Annotated in this window: 14 protein-coding genes; 10 read left to right on the top strand and 4 right to left on the bottom strand. The window is 62.3% G+C overall.

The window, feature by feature from the left end; genetic code table 11:
* Positions 1–200: 200 nt before the first annotated feature.
* From J8C01_RS01250 to J8C01_RS01265, 4 genes are all read left to right on the top strand, one after another.
* Positions 201–2,675 carry a PP2C family protein-serine/threonine phosphatase gene (locus tag J8C01_RS01250; RefSeq protein ID WP_211432122.1) on the top strand — a complete coding sequence of 825 codons (2,475 nt, stop codon included), beginning with the start codon at positions 201–203 and terminating at the stop codon, positions 2,673–2,675.
* A gap of 166 nt (positions 2,676–2,841) precedes the next feature.
* Positions 2,842–4,014, top strand: a complete 1,173-nt coding sequence (locus tag J8C01_RS01255; RefSeq protein WP_211432123.1) for a radical SAM protein — start codon at positions 2,842–2,844, stop codon at positions 4,012–4,014.
* A gap of 422 nt (positions 4,015–4,436) precedes the next feature.
* Entirely contained in the window at positions 4,437–5,792 is a 1,356-nt protein-coding gene (locus tag J8C01_RS01260) for an acetyl ornithine aminotransferase family protein (protein ID WP_249355463.1), read from the top strand.
* Positions 5,793–5,933: 141 nt separating this feature from the next.
* The gene (locus tag J8C01_RS01265; RefSeq protein WP_211432125.1) at positions 5,934–6,668 is read left to right on the top strand and encodes a hypothetical protein; all 735 of its coding nucleotides are present in this window, start codon (positions 5,934–5,936) and stop codon (positions 6,666–6,668) included.
* 21 nt (positions 6,669–6,689) lie between these two features.
* Here the strand turns inward: J8C01_RS01265 and J8C01_RS01270 are convergent, their stop codons facing one another.
* Together J8C01_RS01270 and J8C01_RS01275 are read right to left on the bottom strand one after the other, a co-directional pair.
* Entirely contained in the window at positions 6,690–7,913 is a 1,224-nt protein-coding gene (locus J8C01_RS01270) for a DUF1015 domain-containing protein (protein ID WP_211432126.1), read from the bottom strand.
* A gap of 48 nt (positions 7,914–7,961) precedes the next feature.
* Complete coding sequence (locus tag J8C01_RS01275; RefSeq protein ID WP_211432127.1) at positions 7,962–8,714, bottom strand: gamma-glutamyl-gamma-aminobutyrate hydrolase family protein; 753 nt, start codon at positions 8,712–8,714, stop codon at positions 7,962–7,964.
* Positions 8,715–8,827: 113 nt separating this feature from the next.
* Here J8C01_RS01275 and J8C01_RS01280 point away from each other — a divergent pair, with 113 nt between their 5' ends.
* Both J8C01_RS01280 and J8C01_RS01285 read left to right on the top strand, forming a co-directional pair.
* Entirely contained in the window at positions 8,828–9,154 is a 327-nt protein-coding gene (locus tag J8C01_RS01280; RefSeq protein ID WP_014098764.1) for an FKBP-type peptidyl-prolyl cis-trans isomerase, read from the top strand.
* Positions 9,151–9,798 (top strand): ElyC/SanA/YdcF family protein, encoded by a 648-nt coding sequence (locus J8C01_RS01285; RefSeq protein WP_211432128.1) that lies wholly within the window; start codon positions 9,151–9,153, stop codon positions 9,796–9,798. Before J8C01_RS01280 ends, J8C01_RS01285 begins: the two co-directional genes overlap by 4 nt.
* Here J8C01_RS01285 and J8C01_RS01290 read toward each other — a convergent pair.
* Entirely contained in the window at positions 9,795–10,373 is a 579-nt protein-coding gene (locus tag J8C01_RS01290) for a TlpA family protein disulfide reductase (RefSeq protein ID WP_014098766.1), read from the bottom strand. The two genes, J8C01_RS01285 and J8C01_RS01290, sit on opposite strands and share 4 nt — an antisense overlap.
* A 154-nt stretch (positions 10,374–10,527) precedes the next feature.
* Here J8C01_RS01290 and J8C01_RS01295 point away from each other — a divergent pair, with 154 nt between their 5' ends.
* From J8C01_RS01295 to J8C01_RS01305, 3 genes are read left to right on the top strand one after another with little or no spacing between them, the layout of a single operon-like run.
* Positions 10,528–10,977: a hypothetical protein gene (locus J8C01_RS01295; RefSeq protein WP_211432129.1), complete on the top strand. Its 450-nt coding sequence runs from the start codon at positions 10,528–10,530 to the stop codon at positions 10,975–10,977.
* Between the two features lie 20 nt (positions 10,978–10,997).
* Complete coding sequence (locus tag J8C01_RS01300) at positions 10,998–12,950, top strand: serine/threonine-protein kinase (protein ID WP_211432130.1); 1,953 nt, start codon at positions 10,998–11,000, stop codon at positions 12,948–12,950.
* A gap of 23 nt (positions 12,951–12,973) precedes the next feature.
* On the top strand, positions 12,974–13,549 hold the full coding sequence (locus J8C01_RS01305; protein WP_211432131.1) for an anthranilate synthase component II: 576 nt from the start codon (positions 12,974–12,976) through the stop codon (positions 13,547–13,549).
* On the opposite strand, the gene ribD is transcribed toward J8C01_RS01305, so the two are convergent.
* Positions 13,480–14,736: a bifunctional diaminohydroxyphosphoribosylaminopyrimidine deaminase/5-amino-6-(5-phosphoribosylamino)uracil reductase RibD gene (gene ribD / locus J8C01_RS01310; protein WP_249355464.1), complete on the bottom strand. Its 1,257-nt coding sequence runs from the start codon at positions 14,734–14,736 to the stop codon at positions 13,480–13,482. The two genes, J8C01_RS01305 and ribD, sit on opposite strands and share 70 nt — an antisense overlap.
* Before the next feature lie 294 nt (positions 14,737–15,030).
* Between ribD and J8C01_RS01315 the strand changes: the two genes are divergently transcribed.
* A complete protein-coding gene (locus J8C01_RS01315; protein ID WP_014098770.1) occupies positions 15,031–16,119 on the top strand; it encodes a hybrid sensor histidine kinase/response regulator in 1,089 nt (362 codons plus the stop codon).
* The last annotated feature ends 13 nt before the right edge of the window (positions 16,120–16,132 follow it).

Genomic DNA, 16,132 nt, shown 5'->3' on the forward strand with positions numbered 1-16,132 from the left:
GAGCAACCAAGTGTCGCACCATCGTCCTGGCATTTCAAGGCGTTCTCACCTCTGCGTGTGAACCACAGCGGAGTTCGGTCGGGAAACTGCGCCGTCGCTCTGCCTGGTCTGGTTTGAAAACCCCGGGAGGCTTACATACAGTCGGCTTTCCCTTGTCCGAGCCACTTGCACACCCTGCTGATCCAACACGAGGCTTGTTCATGGCTGCCCTGCTTTCTGCGCCCTCAAAATCAGCCACAATGCCGCCAACCGCCGTTGGGAAGGACCAGGCGTTGGTGTGGACGAGCTGGGCGACCCTGTTGGCGCTCGTGGTGTTTGCCCTGTGCAGTGGGCAGGTCTATGCGCCTCCCGTGGCGCGCCTGACAGAGCCGGAAGCACTGACCCGCGCCGAACGTCTGCTGGAGCGCCTGCGTCCGGCTGACCTCTCCGGTACACCACTGGCGGCATACCAGACGGCCCGGCAGTGTCAACGGCATCCGATTGATCTGGCGCGGTGGGAGTTTGCTTTTCTTGCGCCGGACAGGAGCCACCTGTACCGCCTGACGTTGAGCGCCACCGGCGACTTCCGGCACTTCGCTGTTTACCGGCGCCGTCTTGCGGCGGAATCCACTGCTGTGTTCAATGATGCCGCCGTACGCCAGCAGGCCGAAGTCTGGCGGGACTTTCTCACGACTGAAGCCAAAGTCACTCCGGTACCCGTGGCCGAAGCCCCACCGGCCGTCCGGGAAAGCCCCTTCCCAGGTTCGGTCCGGGACATCCTGCGGCGTTGGAAAACCAATCACCCGCAGTTGGTCTATGTGGAGGTCAGCTTCGACCGGCAGGGCCTTCAGTCGCTGGGGGTAACGCCGGCGGAGACACCACGCCCCCCGGAGGGCGACATTTTGGGGGGTGTTCTCGTCATCGGGTTTCTCGCGCTGGTGTTCTGGCTTCCGTGGCTCTTTGTGTTTGTGCGTGGAATTACCCGCCGTGAAATGGGATCGCTCACCACGCTCGTTACAAGCGGGGTCCTGGCGACGTTGCTGATGCTTTGGCTCGCAACGCTTCTGGGGGTTACATTGGTCACACACTTTGCCTGGCTGGACCCGTCCATCTCGGAGGAGGGATTTGTTGTCCTGCTGTCAGATGCCGGCTACCGGTGGGTGATATTTTTCATCACCTTGCTGGCGGCGGCGGGCGTGTCGCTGGGGGCGCTGGGTGTAGGGCTGGTTTCTCTGGCCGTGACGGAGTCTTACGACTGGAAGCGCCATCGGCAGTTGCTGGGCGATGTGTATCGCCTGACGCGCCGGGGCGGCCTGACGCCCTTGCAAATACTGCGGCTCAGTGTGGGGAGCGTCGCGCTGGCGTCGTGGGTGCTGGCGCTGGAAACTGGCGTCCAGTGGATGACGGGACAGCCCCTTCTCCCCTGGCATGAGTTTGTTGCTTGGTCGCAAAGTCTGGCTGTCGGGCGGTGGCCGGGCTGGAAAATCATCGGCGAATGCCTGGCCGACGTGTGGCTGACGACGATCTGGCTGCTGCCCCTGATGGCCTTTGCCCGCGACCGCCTTCAGGATCGTTCCACGGGACTGGCGGTTGGAGTGTTGTTGGTCCTGATTGGTCTGCCCTTCGTTGCCAGCACATGGAGCACAATCGTGGGGTATGTCCTGCTGGTCGCAGGGCTGGTCTGGGCGCTGCTGAACTATGGCTGGTTGTCTGTTGTGTTTGGCCAGCTTCTGGTAGGCGGGCTGTTTCCACTGCTGTGGGGGCTGCGGTTTCCAAATGGTTTCGAGCCGGTGTTTCTGTTGGGCGGGATGCTCATCATCCTGCCGCTTGGGGTGCTCATCGGGTTTCGCCGGCCGGAGCGCCGCCTGCGAAAAGAGACTTTCGATCTCGCTCCCCGGTACATCCGCGATCGCCTCCGCCTGGAACGCTGGCGCGAAGACCGCGAAGTACGGTGGCTGATTCACTGCAACCTGCTGCCGCCCTCCGGCTTTCGGGACGAGCGGCAGCGCATCATTGCCGAGTATGCCCACCTGCCTGAACAAGGCCGGGAGTGGTTTATTGTGCTGCCACTGGAGCCGGAGCGGATTGGCGTAGGAATTGGGGAAGTGAGCGGGCAGGAACTCCAGGCTTCCCTGCTGGTGGCGATTGTGCTGGCGGCCATCCGGTCCAAGGCGTCCCACTATTCGGACTGTCCGGCGCGGGTCATCGAGCGCCTCAATGACTTTTTATCCCCCCGCCTGCGTGCGATTGGTTCGCAGGTCCGGCTGCTGTACGGTATCGCCGACTTTCGTACGGGTGAGTTTACCTACTGCAATGCCGGCTATATTGCGCCGGTGGTGCTGCGACCGCGTGCGGGGGAAAAACCGTCGCCTTCCAGCCTGACGGGGGCGCGGAACAGCCCGCTGGACGGACGCACTGATCTGCGGTTTCTGGAAGATCGGGTGCGTCCCGTACGGGGCAGTCAGGTGGTGCTGATGGGCGACTGGCTGGGTGAGGTTTATGGGCTGGAGCCTGATGCGCCCGACCTTGCCTCACGCTACGAAACCCTGTTGGCGTCTCTGGATGCACCGCCGGAGGGCAACCTGCCACGCGCCGTAATTGACTATGCACGTGAGCGCCTTCAGCCAGCGCCCGGTGAATCGTTTGCCAAATCCCCGGCTGAGACCGAAATCACCGTCGTCTGCCTTACCTTCTAAGCTTTGGGGAGTCTGTCACCGGTTCACAAGCAGGGATTCGGCAGCGGCGCGCTGTCTGCTCTTGCCGTGGGTACGCCAAACAAGTACCTTGCGTGGCCGGGTATTTGGCTTGTCTGGCTTGGCCGTAACCCGTGATTGCACCCTGCTTCCCGGAGATGTTGCCGCAATGTCTTTCCTCGATCAGATGACCAAAGAACTGCTCAAGCGGTACGGACGCCTTGCCCTGGGGAAGCCGTTTGCTCCGGCCTTTCTCAACATTCTGGTGACGTCCGTTTGCGACATGCGCTGTATCCACTGCTTTTTCACCGAAGAGTTGGATGACAAAGAGCGCAAAAAGAACCAGATGAAGACGGAAAACATCGTCCGGGTCAGCGAAACCCTGGGGGGCAACCTCTCGGTGCTCGTCATTGCCGGGGGTGAACCGTTTACCCGCGTTGATCTGCCGGACATTGCCCGCGCGTTTTACGAAAACAACCGGCTTGAATCCATCTATCTGATGTCCAACGGGCAAATCCAGAAGCGGATTCTGCCCGATGTCGAACGCATCCTGACTGAGTGCCCGAAGCTTCATGTGACGGTCGCGCTGGGTATTGACGGACTCGAAGCCGACCACGACCGGATTCGGCAGAAACCGGGCAGTTGGGCGCGGGCCATTGACACGGCACGGCAGCTCCAGAAACTGAAGAAAAGTTTTGCGCGGCTCGATGTACAGACCTGCACGTGCGTGATGAACTCGAACCAGGACCGGCTGTTCGAGTGGTACGACTTTCTCAAACACGACCTCCGGCCGGACAAAATCAACGTCAACTACATCCGTCCGCCGGCGGCCCGCCCCGAAGAACTCAACATTGACCTTGAGCGTTACCGGCGGTTGTCCCAGATGATCCTTGAAGATTCGCGCAGCGGACAGGCCAAGAATGTGTACGGCGGGCCGAATGGCGCTTTCAAAGCCGCCGTGGACATTTACATGCACGAACTCATCGCCAAAACCCAGGAAGAGCAAAAAGCCCAACTCCGGTGTTTTGCCGGCACGGCCGGCGGTGTCATCTACGACGAAGGCACGGTGTCGAGCTGCGAAAACCTGCCGCCCATCGGCAACCTGCGGGATTACGACTGGAACTTTTCGGCCCTGTGGTACTCCGAAGCCATGCAGATGCGGCGCGCGCGGGTCAAGGACGGCTGCTTCTGTACGCACGAAAGCAACTGCTACTACCCATCGCTGGCGTTCAATCCGAAGCACCTGGTCAAGATCAAACGTCTCGAACGCGACATCATTGCCGCCCGCAAGCGGGTCGAAGCCGTTGAACAGCAGGCAACCGTCGCCACGGCTTCATCCTGAACCGCGCGGCATATTCAGCCTGGCTGAAAGGCACAGCGGCGGCAGGAAGCGTCTTCCGGCCGCCGTTGCTCTGTTGTGTGTGCTTCCGGTGATTTGTTTTTGCCGGGGGCCTGTGCCTGACCGGTTTGACGGCCGGGTTGCACACCTGCCGTCGGGTTCGTCATAATCGGCTGCGGCTGGTGGCTGTTCCGCCACCTCTTCCGAAGTCACTCCAGGTTGGAATTTTGGGGTTTGTCCGATGCGTACCTTTCGCCGCTATGCCCCATCCCTTCGTTTGCGGGTCGCTCTGACCTGCCTCCCGTTGCGGCGGCGGGCCGATCTTTTTGCTGACTAGCCTTCCTTGGAAATCGGTTGCTCTGTCTGTCACACGCCGGCCGCACCAGGCCTGCCGGTTGCCGATGTGTTTTTTCAAGGAGGTCATCATGTCAGCCGCGATTCCAACGCTTACCAAATTCCCGCAGCTCATCACGGAACTGCCCGGCCCGAAGGCCCGGGCCATCGTTGAACAGGACCATCGCTACGTTTCGCCGAGTTATACACGCCCTTACCCGCTGGTCATCGAGCGCGGCTGGGGCGCGATGATTCAGGATGTGGACGGCAACGTGTTTTTGGACTTCAATGCCGGAGTGGCTGTGCTGGCGACGGGCCATGCCCACCCGGAGATTGTAGCCGCGATTGCCAAACAGGCGGCGGAGTTTGTCCACATTGCCGGGGCGGATTACTACTACCCACAACTTGCGGCTATGGCCGAGCGGCTCCAGACGGAAACGCCGGGGGATTTCCCCAAGCGGGTTCACTTTGGTAACTCCGGCGCAGAGGCCGTCGAATGCGCCCTCAAGGTGGCGATGTATGCCACCCGGCGTCCGAAGTTCATCGCCTTTTTCAACAGCTTTCACGGGCGGACGATGGGTGCGCTGTCACTTACTTCTTCGCGGGCGGCTCAGCGGTTGGGCTTCGGCCGCGCAGCGCTTGATGTCACCCATATCCCTTATGCCAACTGTCTGCGCTGCGCCTACGGCAAAACGCCTGACACCTGCCAGGTGGAATGTGTGAAGGTCATCGAGGAGCGGCTGTTCAAAACCACCTGCCCGAAGGAAGAAGTTGCGGCCGTCGTGGTCGAGGCGGTGCAGGGCGAAGGGGGCTATGTCGTGCCCCCGGCCAAGTTCCACCACGAGCTGCGCCGGTTGTGTGATGAGCACGACATCGTCCTCATCGTGGATGAAGTCCAGTCCGGTATGGGGCGTACCGGGAAAATGTTTGCCATTGAGCACTTCGGGGTCGTCCCGGACGTGCTGTGCGCGGCCAAGGGGATTGCGTCGGGGCTGCCGCTAAGCGCGACCGTGGCGCGGGCTGACCTGATGAACTGGCACGTCGGCGCGCATGCTTCGACCTTTGGCGGCAATCCCGTTGCCATTGCCGCCTCGCTCAAGACCTTTGAACTGCTTCACAACGGCCTGCTCAGGAACGCGGCCGAAATGGGCGAACGGATGCTGGGTGGCCTGCGGCTGGTGCAGGCAAAGTATGCTGACCGGATTGCTGACGTGCGCGGATTGGGACTGATGATTGGCGTTGAGTTTGTCACCGACCGGCGCAGCCTGACGCCTGATCCTGAACTCCGCAACCGCATCGAGCAGGAGTGTTTCCGCCGCGGCCTCATCGTGTTGGGGGCTGGGGAGTCCACAATCCGGTTCTCGCCGCCGCTCGTCATTGATGCCGAGCAGGTGGACTGTGCCGTGGAAATTTTTTCAGAGGCTATCGGCGCGGCACTCAACGGCTGAGCGCCCAGCCACAGCTATTGGTGGGCAGTCTTCGGAGGCTGCCCGCCCTCGCTTTTCAGGCTGTCTCTGGGATAGGTTGCCCTTGATGCGTCCAGCTTCGGCACAGGTCGCCAATCCCGATTGCTGAAAGGATGTTGTTCCATGCAACCAGTCGGTTATGCCCAGCCGCCGCCGACAAAAAAACGCAATGTCTGGCTGTGGGTTCTGGGGGGCTGCGGAGTCCTCACCCTGCTCGGTATCGTGGTCGTCGGCGTGGCTCTCTACTTTGGCTACCGCTTCGTGGACGAAGTCTCCAGGAACCCTGTACGCACGGCGGCCAAGGCCATCGAGATGGTCAATCCCGATATTGAAGTGGTGGCAGTGGATGAGGAAAAGGAACTGGTGACCTTCCGCGACAAGAAGACCGGCACCACGACGACGGTTTCGCTCAAGGAGCTTGAAAAGAAGGCAAAGTCCGGCGATGGAACAGGTAGTCCAGAGCCATCCGCCGGTAGCCAACCGCCGTCCTCGCCGCCGGAAGTCGGTATTGGTGACAAGGATAACCTCCCCAACTGGGTGTTGGTGTATCCGGGTGCGAAAGTCACGGCCAAGGTGACCTCGGGCAGCGGCAGCAAGGTGTCCGGTGCGCTGACCTTGATGACGAGAGACAAGCCCGAAGCCGTGTTCAGCTTCTATGAAACCAAGCTGGACGGTATCGGTTTTTCCGTGACACGCACTGCATCCGGCGGCTACCGGGCGATTGCTGCCAAACGTGACTCCGGGGAGAGTATCAGCGTCATGGTGATGAAAGTGGAGGCTAAGGACCGCCGGGCGGAGGACCGCACGGAGGACGATGACGACTACACGAGTATTGTAATCACCTACAAGTCGGAGTAGTACTGCCTGCCGGTGTCGCTCTCAGCCTTGGACGGCATACATCAGCAGCCCGGAGCGGAGCTTCGGCTCAAACCAGGTGGACTTCGGGGGCATCACCTCTCCCCGGTCAGCAACAGCCAACAACGCCTCCAGCGAAGTCGGGTAAAGGGAAAAGGCGACCGCTGCCTGCCCGGCGTTGACCCGCCGTTCCAGTTCTGCCGTGCCGCGAATCCCGCCGACAAAATCCAGCCGCTTGTCCGTACGGGGATCGCCAATGCCCAGCAATGGTTCCAGCACCTGTGTTTGCAGGCGGCTGACATCCAGCCGCGTCAGGATGTCCCCGTCTTCTGCCGGACGAAAGCCGAAGCTGTGCCACCGGCCGGCGCAATAGACCGAAAAATCACCTTCCGCAGCCGGCGTCGGTGTAGCCGGACGTGGTTCAAATCGGGCTTGCAAAGCCGCGATGAAGTCCGTCGGTGCATAGCCGTTGAGGTCACTGACAACGCGGTTGTAGGGCAGTATCCGCAGTTGGCCCGCCGGGAAAAGCACCGCCAGAAAAAAGTTGTAGGGTGCTTCCGCTGACGGGTGTGGGTCCTGTGCCCGCCATACAGCGCGGGCGCGGCTGGCGCTGGCCGAACGGTGATGCCCATCGGCGACATAGAGCGTCGGGACATCTGCAAAGGCCATACGAACCTGGTCGGCATCCGCCATGCGCCAGACCGTGTGCTGAATGCCATCCTCAGCCGTGAAGTCATACAGCGGCACACCAGAGCAGGTCTGCTCCACGAGCGCCTCCAGCGCCGGTACGTCCCGGTAGACCAGAAAGACCGGCTCTGTGTGGACGCCCAGCGCCAGCAGATGCCGGGTGCGGTCGTCTTCCTTGTCCGGGCGCGTCTTTTCGTGCTTGCGGATCACCTCCCGGTCGTAGTCGTCCACGGCGCAGACGCCGACAATGCCGGTCTGTGCCTGTCCTGCCATGACGAGCCGATAGACAAAGAAACCGGCTTCCTCATCGGTCAGCAGTGGCGCTTCCCGGATGAGCCACTCCAGGTTGGCCCGGGCGGTCTGGTACTGGAGTTCCGCCTCCGGCGGGGTGTCATCCGGCAGGTCCACGTCCGGCCGGGTGACGTGCAGCAGGCTGTAGGGGTTGTTGGCAACCAGCGCACGGGCTTCGTCCCGGCTGACAACGTCGTAGGGAACTGCTGCCACGTCCGCGACGCGGACAGGCTGGGGACGGAGCGCGCGAAAGGGATGAACAATGGCCATGGTGTGTCCGATACCGCCTTGAACGTGCAGGGGATGGGGAAAGACTGGTTACTCCAATGGTGGGCCCTGGCGATGCAGCGCTGCCTCGGCCACGAAGTGCTTGAACAGGGCTTGTGAAAAGGGGTCATGGTCGGCATTGATTTCCGGGTGCCACTGGACGCCAAGCACAAAGTGGTTGGGCTGGGTCCCGATGACGGCCTCGATGACGCCATCCGCCGCCCAGGCGATGGCGCGCAGGTCGCGGCCGAGTTCGTCAATAGCCTGGTGATGGTGACTGTTGACGCGCGCTGTGACACCCCCGGCCAGCTTGGCCAGCAGGCTGTCCCGGTCAATCTGGATGCCATGGGCAACCCGGCGAAAGCTGCCACGCTGCTGATGCTGCATGACGTTTTCGACCTGCGAGGGCAGGTCCTGAAACAGCGTCCCGCCACGGTGTACGTTGAGCAGTTGCATCCCGTAGCAGATGGCAAGGACGGGAAGCCGTCGGGCATCGGCAAGGCGCAACAACTGAAGGTCGGTTTCATCCCGTTCCGGGTGAACCGGGCCGAGTGCGACATGCGGCGCCTGCCCGTAGCGGAACGGGTCAATATCACCGGGATTGCCGGACAAAAGGATACCGTCAAGCACCTGGGCGACGGCGTCAAGGTAGCCCGGCTCCGTCAGCAGCGGGATGAGCAGCGGAATCCCACCGGCGTGCAAAACCGCGCGCGGGTAGGTCGTGCGCAGATGATAGGTGTCCTTGTCGGGGTCAATCCGAACGGTGATACCAATGATGGGCTGCTTCGTGTATGGTGCGGGCATCGTCGGATGTTCTCGTCAGACCTGTTCACCGGCGTGGGCGCAAGCCAGCCTTGGCCCCGCCAGACCACGTAAACTCAGAATGGCGCAGCATCGTGCCAAAGGATGACCATAACGTGACAAACCTTGCAATTACAGACCTGCAAACCGGCGCCGGCGCGGTAGCCGAAAATGGCCATGTCGTCACTGTTCACTACACCGGCTGGCTGCTCGATGGAACAAAATTCGACAGCTCCCACGACCGGCGGCAGCCCTTCGAGTTCGTGCTTGGGTTAGGGCAGGTCATTCGCGGCTGGGATTTGGGGGTTGCCGGCATGCGCGTTGGCGGCAGGCGGCAACTGACCATTCCGCCAGAACTGGCCTATGGTAGCCGAGGGATTGGGCCGATTCCACCCAACGCCACCCTGTGCTTTGAGGTCGAGCTGTTGTCGGTCAAACCGTGAGGACGCTGGTTCTTGTCCCCGGCCATGCCATTTGTCTGAGTCCTGATGCCCCGGACTTGACAGCGGATGACGCCTGGGCGCTTCACCCCTACCAGCGCGGGGAAGGCGGTTGCTACGTGGAGCACATCCGCGAGGGCGTCCGGTGGGCAGCAGAAGATGGCCACCGGTGGCTGGTGTTCTCCGGCGGATATACCCACCGGGAGCATCCGACCCGAAGCGAAGCCGAAAGCTACCGGCAAGTGGCCGAAGCCCAAGGTTGGTGGCACTGCCGGGAAGTTGCCGCGCGGACGCTGACCGAGACCTTTGCCCGTGATTCCTATGAGAACCTGCGCTTTGGTCTGTGGCGCTTCTACGATGCCTTGGGTGCGTGGCCGGCCGAAGTCTTCGTGGTTGGCTGGGCGTTCAAGCAGCAGCGGTTTCAGTGGCATGCCGCCGCCTTGGGCTGGCCCGCAGAGCGGTTTCACTACATAGGCGTCAACAATCCGCCGGACCTGGCTGCGGCCCAGGCTGGCGAATCACAGGCACTCCGCGATTTCCTGGCCGACCCCCACGGTCGGCAGGGGCGGCTGTCCGCCAAACGCCACGCCCGCAATCCATTCGGGCGTCAGCCGCCGGCGCACTGGCAGTCCCTGCTCCCTCATTAGGCCGGCTCCTGGAGAAGTTTTTTGACCTTGCGCTCAAAAATGCCTTCGTTGATGCCGCCGGTAACGGTGTCCCGGATGTTGCCACGCCGGTCAATAAAGACGGTGTAGGGAATGGAGTTGCCAATTCCGAAGCGGGCCGCCGTGGTGCTGTCCGCCATGCCGATGGGGTAGCTGATTTGGCGCTTGGCAAGAAATTCCTTGACGACCTTCGGCCCTTCCTGATCGACCGAAAGGCCGATGATTTCAAGGCCGTCGCCTTTGAGACGACGGTAGGTGGCATCGAAGCCGGGCATTTCGGCAACGCAGGGCGGGCACCAGGTGGCCCAGAAGTTGACGACCACGACCTTTCCACGGTGGGCGCTCAAGTCGAATTTGCCGGCGTTGAAGGTTTCGACGCTAAAGTTGGGCGCAGCCCGCGCGGTTTCCGGTGCCGGCGAAGAAGAAGCCGTTTTGGACGGCGCACCCGATGAAGATGGAGACGGTGAATCCGTCGGCGTGGACTGACAGGCCAGCCCCAGCGTGGTGCCAAGAACCAACACCAAGGTGAGACCATAACGTGGGGTGGGCGTGGACATTGTCATAGATGCTCCAGCATGGTGAAATCCCAGGCAGTCATCATGCGTGAATGTCACCTTCAAGACAACCTGCTTGCTACCGGTCAGACCTTTAGGTAGCGTCAACCTGCGACCGGCACTGCTCATTCCAGCACTGCGCACTGGTGAAAATGCCATGGGGTTCGTTCCGCTTATTCTGGTCGTCATCGTGCTCCTGCCCTTGGTGTGGCTGGAGTTGCGGCGCTACGGCCAGGCGCGGCTGGATGGCAAGGTGTCCGACGCAATGCGGGCGCGGCTGGGCCGCCGGTTGCTGAGCGCCGGTTTGCTGGTTGTCGTCACGGCGCTGGTGGGGTTTGGGCTTGAGTTCCGTACGCTGTTTCAGCCTTCCCAACTGGTGGGCTACTTTCTCATCTGCGGATTGCTGCTGTGTCTGCTCGTGGGCACGATGATCTACGACATCCGTGCCGTGGTGCGCCAGTCACTGCTGGAATTTCACGACCGGGACGCCGAAGCCGCACGTTTCCAGGCGTTTATGGCGCGGGATGCCAGCCTGCCCCACGAACTGTTCCAAAAGGGCAAAGTGGGCGGAGGAGAGCCAGGGCGAACCCGCAAGCCATTGGGCTGAACCTTAGAAAGTACACTGCCATGAGTGAAACCATTGCCATGATACCCCCGCCGCCGCCCAGTGATCCGTTGATTGGACGAACGATTGCCGGGCGTTTCCGGGTCATCAGCAAGCTCGGCGAAGGCGGGATGGGGGCGGTGTACAAGGCGGAGCAGCTCAAGGTCAATCGCCTGTGCGCCATCAAAATTCTCAGTGCTTCCTTTGCTGCCGACCCCGACGCCCTGGCCCGCTTCAACCGCGAGGCGCAGATGTCGAGCGCTTTGAATCATCCCCACGCCGTGACGATTTACGACTATGGGGACGACAACGGCCTGCATTACCTCGCCATGGAGTTTGTCGAAGGCAAAACGTTGTCGTCCGTGCTGCAGCGGGAGGGGCCGCTGCCACTGGCGCGAACCCTGGCGATTGCCCGGCAGGCCTGTGCCGCCCTGGATGCTGCCCACCGCATGAATATCGTGCACCGCGACCTCAAGCCGGACAACATCATGCTGTCCTGCCGCGACGATGGCGATTGGGTGAAAATACTCGACTTTGGGATTGCCAAAATGGCCGGCGACGCCCCGCAGCGCGGGCAGGATTTGACTCAGGCCGGATTTGTGGTAGGGACGCCACTCTACATGTCGCCGGAGCAGTTGGCCGGCGAGCGGCTCGATCCCCGGTCAGACATCTACAGCCTGGCCATCATCATTTACCAGATGTTGACAGGGCAGTTGCCCTTTGCCGGCGACAACATGCAGTCCGTCATGGTCAAGCGGCTGACGGAAGACCCGCTGCCGGTGTGGAAGGTCAACCCCCGAGTGGCGATTCCTCCCGGTGTCGAGGCGGCCCTGATGCGCGCCCTGCAGCGCCACCGTGACCGCCGGACACCCACCGTGCGGGATTTCATCGGCGAGCTGGAAGCCGGATGTGCTGCGCCCGGTGTGGCTGCCCCTGGAGCAACGCAGGCGCAGCCGGCCGCCGGGAGTACATCACCTTTCGCGCCGGGCACCTCTCCCTTTCCGGGTGAGGAAGCCTATCAAACGACCCCAAGTGCTGCTCCGCCGGCTGCCACGCCGTCTCCCAAGTGGGGGGCTACGGAACGCGCGGCTCCGTTGCCAACCGTGGCAGCCGGTCCGCCGCCGGTTGGGGGATCAGTCAGGCAACCGGATGCGGCCGCCGGGCAGGTACCACCGCCGCCGTACCCGGCCGCTCCGCACGCCTACCCTCCGCCGGGGTATCCGCCGGCGCAGGCCGGTTTTCCTTCTGCGGCGCCAGCAGCCAAATCAGGCGGTGGGGTCGGCATGATTCTGGCGGTAGTGGCCTTTGTCGGGGTGCTTCTTCTGGGGGGTGGGGTGCTGGGGGCCTATTTCTTTCTGTGGCCCCGCGATAATGGGCAACAGACGCGGGACGACACGCCGCCCCGACGGAATGGGTCAGCCCAGGACCTGCCCCAGCCTTCCTCCGGTGAGGGCACTGCGCCGTCCAATGTGGCCAAGGAAGCCTTCGCCAGTGGCGTTCAGGCGCTTGCCCAAAAAAGCTACGCCACGGCCGAGCGCCATTTCCGTGCGGCGCTCGATGCCTCTCCCGGATTCGGGAAGGCGCATCTCAATCTTGGCATTGCCCTGTATCACCAGAAGAAGTTTGGGGAGGCGCTCGATCACCTGGCCCAGGCGGCACGCCTGTGCGATGACGAAGCCTGCAAGAACTTCGCCTGGAACTACCGCGGGCGCGCACACTGGGAGCAACGCGAGTACGCCTTGGCCGAAGATGATTTCCGGCAGGCTGTTGCCCACGATGCCAACGATCTGTCGTCGCTGGCGTTTCGCGGCTTTATGCTGCGGCTGGACGGGCGGACGGCCGCAGCCAACGAACTGTTTGACCAGGTGCTGGCGCGCAGTCAGGACGAAAACCTGAAGTCGGTCGTCCGGCGGTGCAAAGGCGCGGCGCTGCCGCCGGCGACCGCTTCCGATGCCGGGATTGGCCCAGGTCAGTAGCGGTTTCAACGCGCCACAGCCCCATGACGCCCACCATCATCATTCTGGATGATGAAAGTTCGGTTGCCTTCACCGTCGCCCACGCCATTGCGGCTCTGGGGTGGAATCCGGTGGTATGTCCGCTGTCGCTGACGGATGCCACCCGGCTAAATGAACTGGCGCCGACGCATATCGTCCTCGTCACCGGCCAGGCTCCGGCGGTATCCCAACCAGTCATAGACATGCTCGTGGCCGCACGGCTGGGGCGCACACCCTTGCTTGGAATTGGCCAGGGGGGGTTGTCCCTGGGAGTGGCGCTGGGGCTTTCGGTGCCACCGGAGCGCCCGGTGAGTCCGGGACTGGTCGAGGTCTGCCACGATGGTTGTCTGGCGTTTGGCAATCTCAAATACCGCTTTCGCGCCTGGGTGCCCCGTCTTCCGCGTCTGGGGTCAGAGAACCTGCCGGAGGCGCTGGAGATGACAGCCGCGACGCCAACCGGCACGCTGCTTGGCTTCCGTCACCGAACGCACCCCTGTGAAGGGGTTTTGTTTCACCCGGAGTCAAGCGGTACGCCGGATGGACTCCAGTGGTTTGCCAATGCGTTTGGCGTCCGCTCGTGATGCCGGTCAGCGGCGGCCCGCGCCGCAGCCAGCAGGTGCGCCATCGTCTGGCTGGCATAGCCGGTGAGGGCAAAGTCTGTGCCGACCGGCTCGATGGTGCCATCCGTCAGGTTCAGGGTTTCTTCGAGCGTGGTCGCACCCTGCCCTCCGATGGCATTCAGTCCGCCGCCGCCAATGATGCGCGGCGCAAGAAAGCAGGTGACTTTGTCAACCAGGCGGGCATCCACAAAGGCTCCGGCCAGCGTGCTGCCACCTTCGACAAGCAGGCTGGCAATACCCTCGGCGAAAAGCCGATTCAGCGCCGCCGGCAGGTGTGGACGGCCATGCTCATCGGCTTCCACGTAAAAAACACGGACGCCGTGCTGTTCGAGCCGGGACAGGTCTTCCAGCCGCTGTGGGGAAGCAACAGTGACCAGCCAGGTTGGACATACCTGGGCCGTCTGGACGACATGCGCCGTCACGGGAAGGCGTACCCGCGCTGAATCAAACACGACCCGGACGAGCGGGCGGTGGCGGTACTGTCCGGTACGGTCCGTAAGCTGCGGGTTGTCGGCCAGAACCGTACCCGTGCCGACCGCAATGGCATCGTAGCCATGCCGTAGCGCCTGCCCGGCCGCGCGTGCTGCGGCACCTGTAATCCACTGGGAAGCGCCGGTGTGGGTGGCGATGCGGCCATCGAGACTCGTGGCCAGTTTGAGATGTACGAACGGGCGCTGTTCGAGCTGATTGATGAGGAAGACTTCATTGAGCCGGGTGCCTTCCACGGGAAGCACGTCCGTCAGCACTTCGATGCCGGCTGCGCACAGCCGGGCAAAGCCGCGTCCGTTGACCTGTGGGTTGGGGTCACGGATGCTGGCTACGACGCGCTTGATCCCGGCCGCAATGATGGCTTCGGTGCAGGGTGGGGTGCGTCCGTAGTGAGAGCAGGGTTCGAGATTGACATACAAGGTTGCACCCTGAGCCAAAGAGCCGGCTTCACGCAGCGCCCAGACCTCGGCGTGGGTGGGTTCCGGTTCATGATAAAAACCGCGTCCCACAATGACCCCGTCGCGGACGACGAGGGAGCCAACCAGCGGGCGGGGGCTGACCCGCCCCCGTCCCTGCTCGGCAAGGCATAAAGTTTCACGCATCAGGGCTTCATGCTGTGTCATACCGGTTCTGTCACGTCCGGCGTTGAGCCGCGTCATGGGTCTTATGGAAGCACAAAGCGGACAGGGGATGCACGACACTACAGCTTGTGCTGTGGTGGTATCGGTCGGCCGGGGGTCGGCATTCACTGTCGCCGAACCATCTCCAGACACAAAGTGTGGTATAGTGCGTGCCAGAAACGGCATCGTCCGGTCTCCTGACGGCAAAGCTGGCACCCAAGTACATTCTGAGGTGAATCATTCGGTTCGTTTTCCTTTCTTGCTTTCGTTGGGTCTCTGCCTTGCTCCCGGAGAAAGGCGCAGTTGCACAGAGAACACTGGGAAGAATTACGTATGTCGCAGTCACTGCCGCCGTCCAACGAGCCTCTGACGGACTTGCTGGTGACGCTCTCTCCGTTCACTCTCCTTCAGAGCTTGTCCCACGAGTTGCGTGCCCCACTTGCGGCAATTTTGGGCTGGACGGAGTGGTTCGCCGAGGGAATCACCGATGCGCAGCAACAACAGGAAGGCATCCGGCATATCCGGTCGGCGGCGGGAAAAATGCTGCAACTTCTCGATGACTACAGTGAACTGGCCCGGTTTGGGGAAGCCGAGGGGCTGGCACCGGCCTCTACGGACTTGCTGGAGACACTGCACCGTATCGGCCATGGCCTGGAGTTGGTGGCCCAGCCGCGACAGCAATCACTCGTGATTGAGGCGGAAGAGCAGGCTCCCGCTGTGACGGTCTCCCCGGCCGTGCGGCAGGCCCTGTGGCTGGTCCTGCGGTATGCCCTTCAGGTGTTGCCGGAAGCGGCCGTGGTGAGAGTGCACTTCAATGCGGCTGGTCAGTTGAGGGTGGAAAGTGCCCAGACGCCGGATGCAAACACCAAGATGGGGGGACTGAAACTGGCACGGCTTCTCATCGCACGTGAAGGAGGAGCGCTGGCCATCGAGCCACGTGATGCCGGGATGAGCATCCTGATTCAACTGCCTGCTCCGGGCCTGACCACTGTGCCGACCCCAACGACGTTGACCAGTCCAGTTGGCGGCGTGGATAAAGGCTCAGCACCGGCCACGAAGGCCAAAAAGGTACTTGTCATAGATGATGATGAAAACCTGCTGAAGCTGCTGGGGGCCGTTGTCAGCGCTGCCGGATATTGCCCCTACCTGGCGACGAGCGGGGTGCGCGGCCTCGAAACGGCCCGGGCCACGAAGCCGGATGTCGTGCTGCTCGATATTGGCATGCCGGGCATGGATGGCTTTGCCACATTCAACATACTGCGTGCCGAGCCGGAGTTGGCCAGATCGAAAATCGTGGCGCTGACGGCCTACACGGGCGCGGCCGAACGGGAACGGATTGCGCTCCACGGCTTTGATGGCTTCATTCCCAAGCCATTCCGGCGCGAGCAGTTGATCCAGGTGCTTTCAGAACTGTCAATCTGAACAAGGGGAACAG

The organism is Chloracidobacterium sp. D (assembly GCF_018304685.1).
GTDB classification, from domain to species: domain Bacteria; phylum Acidobacteriota; class Blastocatellia; order Chloracidobacteriales; family Chloracidobacteriaceae; genus Chloracidobacterium; species Chloracidobacterium thermophilum.